This is a genomic window from Klebsiella sp. LY (assembly GCF_004010915.1).
Classification (GTDB): Bacteria; Pseudomonadota; Gammaproteobacteria; order Enterobacterales; family Enterobacteriaceae; genus Klebsiella; species Klebsiella quasipneumoniae.
Map to the genome: position 1 here is coordinate 379,519 of NZ_CP022444.1, position 13,993 is coordinate 393,511.

A 13,993-nucleotide genomic window follows, 5' to 3' on the forward strand; every position below is an offset into this window, starting at 1 on the left:
CAGCGGTTACCGCTGCGGAAAAATCCACACATCCTCCGCCGGGAGCGTCAGATGACAGTGTTCGGCATCGCGCAGCGCCGTTCCGTAGGCGCGCAGCGGGAAATCGTCGCCCTCGGTGCGGAACAGGTACTCCCAGCGGTCGCCGAGGTACATGCTGGTCAGCAGCGGTAGCTGGAGACTGTTATCCTGCGCCGCGCCGTCCAGACGCAGGCGCTCGACGCGGATCACCGCCGTCGCCGGCTCGCCGACGCTAACCCCCTCGCCCGCTCGCCCCCACAGGCTCCAGCTGGCGCCTTCGATTCGCGCCCTGCCGTTCTCCAGCTCCATTACCTTGCCGTGCAGGCGGTTATTGCTGCCCATAAACTCGGCGGCGAACAGCGTCGCCGGGCTGCCATACATCTCCTGCGGCGTCCCCTGCTGCTCGATGACGCCATTGTTCAGCAGCAGAATACGATCCGAGATGGCCATCGCCTCATTCTGATCGTGGGTGACCATCAGCGCCGACAGGCCCAGCTTGACGATCAGCTCGCGCAGAAACACCCGCGCCTCTTCGCGCAGCTTGGCGTCAAGGTTGGAGAGCGGCTCATCCAGCAGGATCACCGGCGGGTTGTAGACCAGCGCCCGGCCGATAGCCACCCGCTGCTGCTGGCCGCCGGAGAGCTGGTACGGATGGCGGTTGCCAAGGTGCCCGAGCCCCAGCTGATCCAGCACGCGCTGCACCCGCTCTTTTATCTCCCCGGCGGCGACTTTACGCAGCTTCAGCGGATAGGCCACGTTGTCGAACACCGTTTTGTGCGGCCACAGGGCATAGGACTGGAACACCAGCCCGAGGTTACGCTCTTCGGCCGGGATTTCGCTGCGCGGCGTGCCGTCGTACACCGTGCGGTTGCCGATGGCGATCCGTCCGCTCGTCGGCTTCTCCAGCCCGGCCACCGCCCGCAGCAGCGTGGTTTTGCCGCTTCCCGACGGCCCCAGCAACGACACCACCTCTCCCCGGCCGAGCGTCATCGACACCCCTTTCAGCACCGGGTTGTCGCCATAGGTGAGATGCAGGTTTTCTACCGATAACTCAATCATGTAATTTCACTCCAAAGCGCAGGGCGATGCCAAGGCCAATCACCACCAGCAGAATATTGATAAAGGAGAGCGCCGCGACGATATCGATGGCCCCCGCCGCCCACAGCGACACCAGCATCGAGCCGATGGTTTCGGTACCCGGCGACAGCAGATAGACGCCGGTGGAATATTCGCGCTCAAAGATCAGGAACATCAGCAGCCAGGAGCCAATCAGCCCATAGCGCGACAGCGGGACGGTGACGTGGCGGGTGATCTGCCCCCGCGAGGCGCCGGTGCTGCGCGCCGCCTCCTCCAGCTCCGGGCCCACCTGTAGCAGCGTCGAAGAGATGAGCCGCAGGCCATAAGCCATCCATACCACGGTGTAGGCCAGCCAGACGCTGAAGATGGTGTTGCGCAGCGCGCGCAGCTGCACGATAAGGTGCTCCCGCAGCCAGTCGGCCACCGGCAGCGCCGAGAGCCAGCCGTGCTTCAGCGACTGATCGAGCCACATCGGCATAAACAGGAACACCCACAGGAAGGCCAGACCGGCCAGCAGCCCCGGCACCGCGCGCGGGACCAGTACGCTGTAATCAAGAAAGCGGGTGACGTTGTCCGCTTTGCGGTGCATGGCGATACCGACAAACAGATAGCAGATCACCGCCAGCGCGCCGCCGACGATGCCGATAGCCATCGAGTTGACGATCGCCCGCAGCAGGTTGGGCTGCTGCCAGATATTGTGGAACGTCGTCAGCGACAGCTCATCCCACAGCGACACGCCGACGCCCCAGTTGGAGATAAAGGCCCGCAGCGCCACGCCGAGCAGCGGCACGCCGATGGTCACCGTCAGCCAGGCCACCACCACCGCCCCGGCCACCCAACGCCATTTACCCAGCGGCAGCGCCCGCGCCTGCGACGCCTTGCCCTTCATGGTGACAAAGCGGTTGGCGGTGCGCATCAGCCGCCTCTGGAGCATCACCAGCGGGATGGTGATGCAGATCAGCACCACCGCCACCGCCGCCATCAGATGGTAGGAGGGGGTGCCGAGCTTGTTGGTCAGCTTATAGAGATAGGTCGCCAGCACCATGTTGCCCTCGGGGTCGCCCAGCACCAGCATCAGACCGAAAACCTCCAGACCGAGGAAGAAGAGCAGCACGCAGGCGTAAAGGATGGACGGCCGCACCATCGGCAGACTCACCGAGGTCATCACCTGCAGCGGCGTGGCGCCGACGGTGCGCGCCGCCTCTTCCACGTCGGAACCGACGCTGCGCAGCGCCGAAGAGATATAAAGATAGGCGTGCGGCACGTGGGTTAAGCCGGCGATGACCACAATGCTGAACATCGAGTAGATATTCCACGGCACAAAGCCGATCAGCTGCTGCGCCCACTGGGAAAAGAAGCCTACCGGCCCGGCGGCCACCACGTAGCCAAAGCCCAGCACCATCGGCGAGACGAAGATCGGCACCAGGATCAGCGGCTCAATGAAACGCCGGCCGGGTAAATCGGTGCGTACCATCAGAAAGGCCAAAATACCGCCCAGTGGAATGGCGATAATCACCAGGCCAAAGGCCAGAATAAAGCCTGACCTTAACGCCAGATAAAAATCCGGGTCGGTAAAAATAAAGGCGAAGGCTTCCAGGCTCCAGGATTTGGAGCGGGAAAAGAACGGCGCGGAGAGAAAACTCTGCACCACAATAAATAACAGCGGGACATAAATCACCAGCGCCGTGATGCACACCACCACACCGCGCGGCAGCCCCTGCCACTTTCTGCGTAATACATTCATGGTTCATCCCTTTGGTCAGGTGAATAAACCCGCCGGGTGTGAATAAGGGGCATCGGCGATGCCCCGGGGGAGGATTATTTCGCGGCGGCGCTGCGCCATTGTTTAATAAACTGCAGACGTTTTTGCGGCTGTAAATAATCCAGCAGCGTTTCGTTGACCGGGATCGGTTTTAACGCTTTGCCCAGCAGCGCGGTCATGCCGTCGATATCATTTTTGCCTTCAATATCGCGACGAATAGAGGGAATATCCGCCTGACTGGCGAGGATCTGCTGGCCTTTTTCCGACAGGACATAGTCCAGCCACAATTTTGCCGCATTGGGATGTTCGCTCTCCTGGCTAATAAACGAGACGCGGGAGAGCACCAGCACGTAATCTTTCGGATAGGCAATGCCTAAAGAGGGATCGTTTTTCGCCCGCGCTTCCGCATAGGAGCCAAGGATGTTATAGCCGATCAGGTTTTCGCCAGAGGAGACGCGCTCCATCATCGTGCCGGTGGAAGACTGCACCGTCAGGCCGCCTTTGGCGATATTCGCCAGGTCGGTAAAATAGTTCGCGTCGGCCTGGCTGTCCTGCACCGCCAGCATAAAGCCGAGGCCCGATTTTTCGATATCGTAGGTGGTGACTTTGCCTTTAAATTTATCGGCCTGGCTGGCGATCAATTTTGCCAGCGCGGTATGCGAATCCGGAACCTCATTCTGCGGGATCAGCCGTTTGTTATAGATAAATACCACCGGCTCGTAGGTGGTGCCATAGGCTTTCTGCTGCCACACCGCCCAGTCGGGCAATTGCTTCACCTCCGGCGAGGCATATTGTTCCGCGTATTCGGTGGCTAATTTCAGCGCCGTATCCATCGATGAGCTCCACACCACGTCCCCGCTGCCGCCCCCGGCGGCCTGCTCGCTGATATAGCGGTTATACAGCTCGGTGCTATTCATGTCGTTATATTCGACTTTGACGCCCGGATATTGCGCTTCGAATCCTTTAATTAACGGCCCGGCGGCTTTGGTATCGGTTGTGGAATAGATCACCACCTTGCCCTCTTTGACGGCGGCATCAACCGTTTTTTGATAATCCGCCGGATAGCCCGCAGGCACCTCCGCCCAGGCGGCACAGGCGAAAATGGCCGTCAGTGAAACCACTAAACCACTTATTTTCTTATACATGATACCAACCTTTAATCATCAATTAATAAACACAAATTTAACATATAGTGGTATCAGCTGCCCTTGCAACGCCGGGGCTGGCTTTTTTCTGGCTTTTGTGACAGTGGCAGAATTTAAAAATGTGGTGTTTATGACGTTAATTAAAACGCGATCGCGGACCGGTTTTTTATCGTCTGGCGTATAACGCAGACGCTGGCGCAGTGGCGTGACGCCCGGAGCCCCCGCCCTTGACCTTCTGCGCCGGGCGGCGCAGCATAAAACGGCAAACATAACAAAATAACAACAGACTACAGGAGAGAATCAGTGCCAACAGGACACCGCTTTCTGGCGACGGATCTGCATCAGTTTGTCGTCTCACTGTTTACCCATCTCGGCAGCCGCTCAGAAGAAGCGACGCTGGTCGCCGACCACCTGATCGCCGCCAACCTGGCCGGGCATGACTCCCATGGCGTCGGGATGATCCCAAGCTATGTGAAATCCCATGCCGGCGGTTTTCTGCAGCTCAACCGCCACGCCACGGTCACCAAAGATGCCGGCGCCGTGGTCACCCTCGACGGCAACGCCGGCTTCGGCCAGGTAGTCGCCCACGAAGCGATGCAGTTAGGTATCGAAAAGGCGAAGCAGCACGGCATGGCGGCTATCGCCCTGCGCAATGCGCATCACGTCGGGCGCATCGGCTACTGGGCCGAGCAGTGCGCCGCCGCCGGACTGATCTCCATTCACTTCGTCAGCGTAATCGGCGACCCGATGGTCGCTCCGTTCCGCGGAAAAGACAGTCGCTTCGGCACCAACCCCCTGTGCGTGGTGTTTCCGCGAGAGGGCCATCCGCCGCTGCTGCTGGACTACGCCACCAGCGCCATCGCCTTTGGAAAAACCCGCGTCGCCTGGCACAAAGGGGAAGCCGTGGCCCCCGGCTGCCTGATCGACGCCGAGGGGTTGCCCACCACCGACCCGGCGGTGATGCAAACCTCGCCGCTGGGCGCCCTGCTCACCTTCGCCCAGCACAAAGGCTATGCCCTGGCGACGCTGTGTGAAGTGCTCGGCGGCGCGCTCTCCGGGGGGCAAACCACCCATCAGGAAAGCCTGCAGACCAGCGTCGACGCCATCTTTAACTGCATGACCACCGTGATCCTGCGCCCGGACGCGTTCGATGCCCCGGACAGCCAGGCGCAGACGGAGGCCTTTATCGCATGGTGTAAACAGTCGCCGCACGATCCCGATGCCCCGGTGCTGGCCCCCGGCGAATGGGAAGCCGCCAACCGCGAAGCGCGCCTGGCCGAGGGGATCCCGCTGGATGCGGGCAGCTGGCAGGCAATCTGCGCCGCCGCACGCGACGTCGGCCTGAGCGAGTCGCATATCACCCGCTGCCGCCCTCTCGCGTAGCGGCGTTTTCCCCCGCAGAGCGTCTGACGTCGGCGCTCTGCGTCATCGTCATTAGTGACGAGGTCACGCTCCCGTCATCATCCATCTGAAGTTTTTCATTATAAATCAACAGATTAAAATCTGGCACGAGACCTGCATAGCGCAGCGGGCCTGCGTCCGCATCACCACCAGGCGATACCGCGATCGTTGCCCGTCGGGCCCGGCGCGACAGCGATCCTCTGTTCACTGTTAACAGGTCTGTTACTGATGAAAAAAATCACGAGCGTGTGCCCCTACTGCGGGGCGGGTTGCAAACTTAAACTGGTTGTCGACAACAATAAAATCATTCGCGCGGAAGCCGCCGACGGCGTCACCAACCAGAACCAGCTGTGCCTGAAAGGCTATTACGGCTGGGATTTTCTGAACGACACGCAGCTCCTGACGCCCCGTCTTAAACAACCAATGATCCGCTACCAGAAAGGCGGCGCCTTTACGCCGGTCAGCTGGCAGGAGGCGATTCGCTATACCGCCAGCAAGCTCAGGGAGATCAAAGAGAAGCATGGCCCGCGCGCCATCATGACCACCGGCTCCTCGCGCGGCACCGGCAACGAAACCAACTATGTGATGCAAAAGTTCGCTCGCGCGGTGCTGAACACCAATAACGTCGACTGCTGCGCCCGCGTCTGCCACGGCCCTTCCGTCGCCGGGCTACAGCAGGCGCTGGGCAACGGGGCGATGAGCAACTCGATAAGCGACATCGAAAACTCGAAGTGCCTGCTGGTCTTTGGCTACAACTGCGCCGACTCCCATCCCATCGTCGCCCGCCGGGTGATCAAAGCCCGGGAAAACGGTGCCAAGATCATCGTCTGCGATCCGCGACGCATTGAAACCGCACGCATAGCCGACCGTCATCTGCAGCTCAACAACGGCAGCAATATGGCGCTGGTGAACGCCTTCGGCTATGTCCTGCTGGAGGAGGAGCTGTACAACAAAGCCTATGTCGAACGCTACACCGAAGGGCTGGACGCCTACCGCGAGGCGGTGAAGGATTACGCCCCGGAAGCGGTGGAAGCGATTGTCGGGGTCAGCGCGCAGGCGATCCGTGAGGCGATGCGCATCTTCGCCGCCGCCCCTTCCGCCACTATTATGTGGGGCATGGGCGTCACCCAGTTTGGCCAGGCGGTGGACGTGGTGCGCGGTCTGGCAAGCCTGGCGCTGCTCACCGGCAACCTGGGGCGGGCGAACGTCGGCGTGGGGCCTGTTCGTGGACAAAACAATGTGCAGGGCGCCTGCGATATGGGCGTGCTGCCGAACCTGTTCCCCGGCTATCAGGAGGTCACCGACCCCGCCGTGCGGGCCAAATTCGCCGCCGCCTGGGGGATCGACCCGGCGCAAATGGATGACCAGGTCGGCACCCGCATCACCGAAGTGCCGCATAAAGCGCTGACCGGCGAGATCAAAGCCTACTACATCATGGGCGAAGATCCGCTGCAGACCGAAGCCGACCTCGGCCTGGTGCGCAAAGGCATCGAGGCGCTGGACTTCGTGGTGGTGCAGGATATCTTCATGACCAAAACGGCGGAGATTGCCGATGTCCTGCTGCCGGCCACCTCCTGGGGCGAGCACGGTGGCGTCTTCACCTGCGCCGACCGCGGGTTTCAGCGGTTTGAACAGGCAATCCCTCCGGCGGGGAATGTGAAGCGCGACTGGGAGATCATCAGTCTGCTGGCCAGCGAAATGGGCTATCCGATGCACTATGAGAACAACCAGCAGATCTGGGACGAGATGCGCGAGCTCTGCCCGCTTTTCTACGGCGTGACCTGGGAGAAAATGGGCGATATGGGCCATGTTCAGTGGCCGTGCCCGACCCTCGACCACCCCGGCACGCCGTGGCTGTATAAAGACAACCGCTTCGACACCCCATCGGGTAAAGGGCAGCTGTTCGCCACCGCCTGGCGCGCTCCGGCGGAGCGTCCGGATGATGAATGGCCGCTGGTGCTCTGCACGGTGCGGGAGGTGGGGCACTACTCCTGCCGCTCGATGACCGGCAACTGCGCCGCGCTGCAGTCGCTGGCCGACGAGCCGGGACGGGTGCAGATGAATCCGGTGGATGCGCAACGGCTGGGGATCGCTGACAAACAGCTGGTGTGGGTTAGCTCCCGACGCGGGAAAGTCATCACCCGCGCCGACCTCAGCGATCGCATCAACCCGGGCGCGGTCTATATGACCTATCAGTGGTGGGTGGGCGCCTGCAATGAGCTGACCCAGGATAACCTCGATCCGATCTCCAAAACGCCGGAAACCAAATACTGTGCGGTGAAAGTGGAAGCGATAGCCGACCAGCAGTGGGCGGAGCGCTATGCCTGGACGGCCTACAGCGACATGAAGGCGCGACTGAAAGCCGCCGCCGACGTCTGACCTCAGGGAGCGCGCGCGCTCCCTGCTGCCGCTGCCGGTGGGTTACGCCGCCGGCAGCTGTTTCTCCACCAGCGCCACCCACATCGCCACCCCGTGGCTAATCAGCGCATCGTTAAAGTCATAGCTGGCGTTATGCAGCGGCTTCGACGGCGTTTCGCCATCGGTGCCGATCCAGAAATAGGCCCCCGGACAGGCCTCCAGCATGCAGGCAAAATCCTCAGAGGCCATCGACGGCGCCTGGTTCCAGCGCACCGCCTCCGCGCCAAGGGTGGCGACCGCCACCTCGCGCAGCAGCTGCGCCTGCGGCGCATGGTTTTTGGTCACCGGATACCCCGGAAACCAGCTAATCTCGCCCTGCACATCGGACACCTGCGGCTGGGTCGCCACATAGCTTTCGATAAGCTCCCGCACGCGGGCGCGAACGCGATTGCTCAGGCAGCGGAAGGTGCCGCGCAGCACCACGGTGTCCGGCAGGACGTTGATCGCCTCGCCGCCGTTTATCTGGGTGATGCTGACCACCGCCGAATCCTGTGGCGACAGGCGGCGGGAAGGAATGGTCTGCAGCGCCATAATCAGCTGCGCCGCAGCGACGATCGGATCGGCCCCGCTCTCCGGCATCGCCGCATGGCAGCTTTTGCCGCGCAGGGTGATCTCGAAGGCGTCGAGGGAGGCCATCATCGCGCCATCGCTGAGCGCCACTTCGCCAAGCGGGATCCCCGGCCAGTTATGTAGCGCGTAAATCGCATCCATCGGGAAGCGTTCGAATAATCCCTCCTCCACCATTTTGCGCGCGCCGCCGAGGTTCTCTTCCGCTGGCTGGAAAACAAAGTGGACGGTGCCGCTGAACTGACGGGTCTGCGCCAGATGGGCGGCGGCCGCCAGCAGCATCGCGGTGTGGCCATCGTGGCCGCAGGCGTGCATGACCCCGGCGCGGCGCGAACGGTAGCTGACGCTCCCCAGCTCGGTGATCGGCAGGGCGTCCATATCGGCGCGCAGGCCGATGACCGGCCCGGGGCCGTTTTCCAGCGTCGCCACGACGCCGGTGCCGGCCAGCCCGCGATGAACCTGCAGGCCAAACGAGGCCAGCAGCTCGGCGACGCGGCGCGAGGTCTCCTGCTCCTGATATCCGAGCTCAGGCGCGGCGTGAAACTCACGTCGCCAGCCTGTGGCTTCGGCGATCAGTGACGGCGATACGGCCATGTATTACTCCTTTCCTGCATAGCGTAATGCTGAATAATTTGGTCATGCGTTGCGTTTTTACCCGTCGCTCACCGGCGTCGGGTCGCTGCCGCTCCCTCCGTTATATCCTGTCGTTAACACGCTGACAACGTCACGAAATGCGGCGGCGGCGCGGCGTACAGGCCTGCCGTCGCCCGGCGGTCCTTTTTTGGTAGTGATTTCAACGGTGACAACGGCCAGGCGATTAATTATTATGCAGCTCAGGACGGCAATTTGCCGAAGGATCCACTACTAACCTCTCCGTCATCGGAAATAAAATGTTTAACCCAGACCAGAATCGTCTTGCTCCCACGCTGGCGATGATCATGGCCGCGTCGCTCGTGGGATTTATCACCGGCTATACGGTGCCGTTAATCAGTCTTGAGCTGGCGCAGCAGCAGATCGCGCCGCTGTATGTCGGCCTGCTGGCCGCCCTGCCGCCCGCCGGCATGATGATCTCCTCTTTCCTCTCTCCTGCGCTGTGCCGGCGCGTTGAGATGGGCGTGCTGCTGAGCGGCAGTTTGATCCTGCTGGCGCTGGCGACCATCGCCTCATGCATGACCACCGATATGACGCTGCTTCTGCTGCCGCGCCTGCTGACCGGCCTGGCCTCCGGGGTCATTATCGTCCTCGGTGAAAGCTGGATCACCGGCGGCGCGGCAGGCAACCAGCGCGCCACCCTCACCGGTATCTACGCCTCGGCCTTTACCGGCTGCCAGCTGGCCGGGCCGCTGCTGATCTCCGTCGGCCCCGCCTGGCAGGCCTCGGCGCTGATGGCGATCGTCGCGGTCACCGCCGTCTGCCTGCTGATGCTGCGCCATCTGCCCACCGGCACCCGCGAAAGCCTTGGGGAGCGCGCCAGCTGGCGCAGCCTCGGCGCCTTCCTGCCGGTACTGGCCTCCGGGGTCTTCTGCTTCGCTTTCTTCGACGCCAGCATCCTCGCCCTGCTGCCACTGTACGGTATGGATAAAGGGCTTAATGAAGGAATGGCGGTGCTGCTGGTGACCGTGGTACTTACCGGGGATGCGATGTTCCAGACCCCGCTCGGCTGGCTGGCCGACCGGGTCGGCATTCGCCGCGTGCATCTGGCCTGCGCGGTGGTTTTCAGCCTGTCGCTGCTGGCCCTGCCGCTGATGCTCGGTTCGCGCATTCAGCTGATGGCCATTTGCCTGCTGCTGGGCGCCGCGGCGGGGGCGCTTTATACCCTGTCGCTGGTGCGAGCGGGGAAAACCTTCAGCGGACAGAAGCTGATTATGATTAACGCCCTGTTCGGCTTTTTCTGGTCCGCCGGCAGCGTCGCCGGGCCGGTAGTCAGCGGCATGCTGATCGGCATCACCGGCTACGATGGCCTGATCGCCACCCTGGTGGCCAGCGGCGTGCTGTTCCTGCTGATCCAGTGTCTGTGCAAAAACGAGAAAACCCTGCTCGCCAGCGAGCAGGAAGACGACATGGACGAAGCGACGGAGTCCGCGCAGTAGTCCTGACGGGCTGGCCTGGCGCCAGCCCTTTTTTTATGGCCCTTACCTGAGGGAATCCTGTTCTTGCTGGCTCACTGCTATAACCATTGCCGGCCCCCTGCCGAGAGGAAATTCCATGGAAAGCATGACGTTACATCGTGGCAGATTGATCGATCATATCCTGCTGGTTGTCGAAGACTTTGAGGCAAGCAAAGACTTCTATACTGCCGTACTGTCGGCGCTGGAGATCCCGGTTATTACCACCGCTAATGACTACTTGCTGGCCGACGAACTGGTGGTGGCCTCACGCCACAGCCCGGAGGCTGCCGGGAAACTGACAGGACGCCACCACCTGGCGTTCCAGGCCAGAGATCGTGACAGGGTGGACGCTTTTTACCATGCGGCGCTGACCCATGGCGGCCGCGATAACGGCGCGCCTGGCGAACGACACTATCATCCTGGTTACTATGCCGCTTTTGTGCTGGATCCGCAGGGGAATAATATTGAGGCGGTCTACCATGGCGAGGCTGAGCGCAGCGCCGGGTCTGTTGCGATCAGCTTCACGCAGTAAGCGGGCGAAAGACACCTTTTTGCCCGCAACAGGAGGACACTATGTTTTCATACATCATGTTGGGAACCAATGACCTGCCACGCGCCATCAAGTTCTATGACCCGTTAATGGCGCTGCTGGGACACGTCAAAGCCGGTCGTAACGAACAGGGGGCGTCCTGGGGCACCTTCAATGGCAACCACACCTGTGGGCTGTGCGTGGGCGTTCCTTTTGACCTGCAGCCTGCCGGGGTGGGTAATGGAACGATGGTGGCGCTTAACGCCCGCTCCGTCGAACATATTGCGGAACTGCATGCCCTCGCCCTGCAACTCGGCGGACGTGACGAAGGCGCTCCCGGTCATCGCCCACAATATGGCAACGGCTTTCACAGCGCCTACGTCCGCGATCCCGACGGCAATAAGCTGGCGTTTGTTTATTATGCGTCGGCAGCTTGAATGGCTGCTGCGGAAGTGCCTTTTTCAGGCAGTAATGCGTCATTCAGGACGGCCGACTTCGCCGTCCTGATTTCATTGAGAATCACGAAAAACCGCGGTTAAAGCGCTACGACTTCTCTCCCCGACGAGTTATCTACCGCGAAGTGATAACGTAATCCGGCGTCGCGCATACAGCGTTTCCGCCGCCAGCTGAAAATGATATTCCATCGCCTTCAGCTTTTTCGTCTTGAGCTGTTTTAGTGGAATACCCTCGATATGCCCTGTCGCGACCAACCACCGGATTTCAGCCGTACTCAGCTTGAGCTGCTTTTTCAGTATTGATAGCAGGCTGATGCGAAATGGCCGACTGACTCTGACGCGCACCGTTATCCGCGGGCACGCCATCAGCGTCACCGACCATTGCTCATGAATACGAAAATCAGGTTGCCCCGACGGCTCGGCGCGGTTGCGCTTCAGCGTCGCGAGGTCAGCGGCATAATAGTGAACCATAGCTGCATCGTTCTGCATCAAGCGCTGAAGCAGTTTACGGTTTATCTTGCTGACGTGCAGCCTGGAAAACAGGGCGATATTCCACGTGTAATCGCAGTGCGTGCATTTATAGATGCTCCAGATATCCAGCAGCTTCTTTTGCGAATTCACCCGGATGGCGCCGGAAGGTGCGAAGTCGCGTTTTACATTGCAGGCGGGGCAGCGTTTGGCAATGTGCTGATACCCCACGGGCGTGACCGTCCATGTAACTGTCATAACGTACCTTTTTTAACCCATACGAAACCGCGTCCGTCATTAACGGACCATGATTTTTGGCGTATGAAAAATAGTTAGTCGCTATTTTTCAGTGGGTTAAAAAAAGATTTCCAACGTTATATTCCTGGAGAAGCCCAAAGCGATACCCGGAGATTAACAAAGGGGTTATCGCGGGATATATGAGTTCAGTCAATGTTTATACTGATGATGAAAAACATCATCAATATATTTGACAACACTCAGCGGGCTGGCCTGGCGCCAGCCCGCTCGGTTTACAGCACCTTGCTGAGGAACGCGGCGGTGCGTGGGTTGCTCGGTGCGCTAAAGATCTGCCCCGGCTTGCCCTCTTCCTGAATCACGCCCTGGTCGATGAAGATCACCCGGTCGGCCACTTCGCGGGCAAAGCCCATTTCGTGGGTCACGATCACCATGGTCATCCCCTCGCTGGCGAGGTTTTTCATTACCTCCAGCACGTCGCCCACCAGCTCCGGATCCAGCGCCGAAGTGGGCTCATCAAACAGCATAATCGACGGCTTCATCGCCAGCGCGCGGGCGATGGCTACCCGCTGCTGCTGGCCGCCGGACAGGCTCGAGGGCCAGGCGTCGCGCTTATCGCTTAAGCCCACCTTCGCCAGCAAGGCTTCCGCCAGGTCGACCGCCTGCTGGCGCGGCATATTGCGCAGATTCATCGGCGCCATAATCAGGTTTTCCAGCACCGTCATATGCGGGAACAGGTTAAAGCGCTGGAACACCATGCCAACGCTTTCGCGCATCTTGTTGAGGTCGGTAGTGCGGTCGTGAGCGGCAAAGCCGTTGACCACCACCTCGCCTTCGCTGACCGTCTCAAGGGCGTTCATACAGCGCAGGAAGGTACTTTTCCCCGAGCCGGACGGGCCGATGATGCACACCACTTCCTGCGGTTTAATATCGCAGCTGATGCCGCGCAGCACGTGGCTGTCGCCGAAGCGCTTATGTAAATTATTAATGTGAATCACTTTTGCCAAACCTCTTTTCCAGACGGTTAACCAGCTGCGCCAGCAGGAAGGTGATCACCCAGTAGACCAGGGAGATGGTCAGGTAGGGTTCCCAGTAGGTGGCGTAGGCGCCGGAGACGGTGCGCGCGGCGTAGGCCAGATCGGCCAGGCCAATTGCCGAGGCCAGCGACGAGTCCTTAACAATGGCGATGGCGTTGTTGCCCAGCGGCGGCAGAATGCGGCGAAACGCCTGGGGCAGGATAACCTTGCGCATGGTTTTCCACCACGGCATGCCCAGCGCGCGGGAGGCCTCCATCTGCCCTTTGTCGATCGACTGGATGCCGGCGCGGAAAATCTCCGACACATAGGCCCCGGCGTTAAGGGTGATCGCCACGATGCAGGAGAGGAACGCCCCGTAGCTGGCGCGCAGCTCGCGGGCAAAGTCGGCGCTCATCAGGCCGCTGGTCACCAGCAGGCCGTCGCGCGGGTTGATAAATAGCGGCACCAGAGCAAAGTGCACCACCATGATCTGCACGAACAGCGGCGTACCGCGGAAGGCGCTAACGTAAAAGCGCACCGGAAACTGCACCAGGTAGCGGAGAATATATTTCCACGGCCCGTGCTCGGCCTTCGCCATCCGTCCGAGACCGAGGGTTAACCCCCACAGCGTCCCGAGGATCACGCAGATAATGGTACATTTAATCGTCATCAGGGCGCCGTCCACAAACAGCGGGCCGTACTCCTCGATGATCTCCCAACGGAATCCCGTCATAGTCCTTCCCTAAAAAATACGGCTATCGCCTGGGCGATAGC

The 13,993-nt window shown here is 60.8% G+C and carries 12 protein-coding genes; 5 read left to right on the forward strand and 7 right to left on the reverse strand.

Going from position 1 to position 13,993, the window contains the following annotated elements; all coding sequences use genetic code 11:
* Positions 1-6: 6 nt before the first annotated feature.
* The 3 genes from CE636_RS04680 to CE636_RS04690 all read right to left on the reverse strand — a co-directional run bounded on the left by CE636_RS04680 (position 7) and on the right by CE636_RS04690 (position 4,002).
* Complete coding sequence (locus tag CE636_RS04680) at positions 7-1,077, reverse strand: ABC transporter ATP-binding protein (protein ID WP_017899591.1); 1,071 nt, start codon at positions 1,075-1,077, stop codon at positions 7-9.
* Positions 1,070-2,839, reverse strand: coding sequence for an ABC transporter permease (locus CE636_RS04685; protein WP_017899592.1), 1,770 nt, complete (start codon positions 2,837-2,839; stop codon positions 1,070-1,072). Before CE636_RS04685 ends, CE636_RS04680 begins: the two co-directional genes overlap by 8 nt.
* Positions 2,840-2,913: 74 nt before the next feature.
* Positions 2,914-4,002, reverse strand: a complete 1,089-nt coding sequence (locus CE636_RS04690; protein WP_017899593.1) for an ABC transporter substrate-binding protein — start codon at positions 4,000-4,002, stop codon at positions 2,914-2,916.
* 303 nt (positions 4,003-4,305) lie between these two features.
* On the opposite strand from CE636_RS04690, the gene CE636_RS04700 reads away from it, so the two are divergent.
* Positions 4,306-5,385, forward strand: a complete 1,080-nt coding sequence (locus CE636_RS04700) for a malate/lactate/ureidoglycolate dehydrogenase (protein ID WP_004203019.1) — start codon at positions 4,306-4,308, stop codon at positions 5,383-5,385.
* Positions 5,386-5,631: 246 nt separating this feature from the next.
* Positions 5,632-7,782 (forward strand): formate dehydrogenase subunit alpha, encoded by a 2,151-nt coding sequence (fdhF, locus tag CE636_RS04705; RefSeq protein ID WP_017899594.1) that lies wholly within the window; start codon positions 5,632-5,634, stop codon positions 7,780-7,782.
* A 42-nt stretch (positions 7,783-7,824) separates the two neighbouring features.
* On the opposite strand, the gene CE636_RS04710 is transcribed toward fdhF, so the two are convergent.
* Positions 7,825-8,982: a M20 aminoacylase family protein gene (locus CE636_RS04710; RefSeq protein WP_004203021.1), complete on the reverse strand. Its 1,158-nt coding sequence runs from the start codon at positions 8,980-8,982 to the stop codon at positions 7,825-7,827.
* A 296-nt stretch (positions 8,983-9,278) separates the two neighbouring features.
* On the opposite strand from CE636_RS04710, the gene CE636_RS04715 reads away from it, so the two are divergent.
* From CE636_RS04715 to CE636_RS04725, 3 genes are all read left to right on the forward strand, one after another.
* A complete protein-coding gene (locus CE636_RS04715; RefSeq protein ID WP_004203023.1) occupies positions 9,279-10,478 on the forward strand; it encodes an MFS transporter in 1,200 nt (399 codons plus the stop codon).
* A 115-nt stretch (positions 10,479-10,593) separates the two neighbouring features.
* On the forward strand, positions 10,594-11,028 hold the full coding sequence (locus CE636_RS04720; protein ID WP_017899595.1) for a VOC family protein: 435 nt from the start codon (positions 10,594-10,596) through the stop codon (positions 11,026-11,028).
* A gap of 41 nt (positions 11,029-11,069) precedes the next feature.
* Complete coding sequence (locus tag CE636_RS04725; protein WP_017899596.1) at positions 11,070-11,462, forward strand: VOC family protein; 393 nt, start codon at positions 11,070-11,072, stop codon at positions 11,460-11,462.
* 129 nt (positions 11,463-11,591) lie between these two features.
* On the opposite strand, the gene CE636_RS04730 is transcribed toward CE636_RS04725, so the two are convergent.
* The 3 genes from CE636_RS04730 to CE636_RS04740 all read right to left on the reverse strand — a co-directional run bounded on the left by CE636_RS04730 (position 11,592) and on the right by CE636_RS04740 (position 13,952).
* The gene (locus CE636_RS04730) at positions 11,592-12,179 is read right to left on the reverse strand and encodes a DUF1062 domain-containing protein (RefSeq protein WP_025999180.1); all 588 of its coding nucleotides are present in this window, start codon (positions 12,177-12,179) and stop codon (positions 11,592-11,594) included.
* Positions 12,180-12,478: 299 nt separating this feature from the next.
* On the reverse strand, positions 12,479-13,201 hold the full coding sequence (locus tag CE636_RS04735; protein WP_002908374.1) for an amino acid ABC transporter ATP-binding protein: 723 nt from the start codon (positions 13,199-13,201) through the stop codon (positions 12,479-12,481).
* Complete coding sequence (locus CE636_RS04740) at positions 13,188-13,952, reverse strand: amino acid ABC transporter permease (protein WP_004151161.1); 765 nt, start codon at positions 13,950-13,952, stop codon at positions 13,188-13,190. The genes CE636_RS04735 and CE636_RS04740 overlap by 14 nt, the downstream gene beginning before the upstream one ends.
* Between the last annotated feature and the right edge of the window lie 41 nt (positions 13,953-13,993).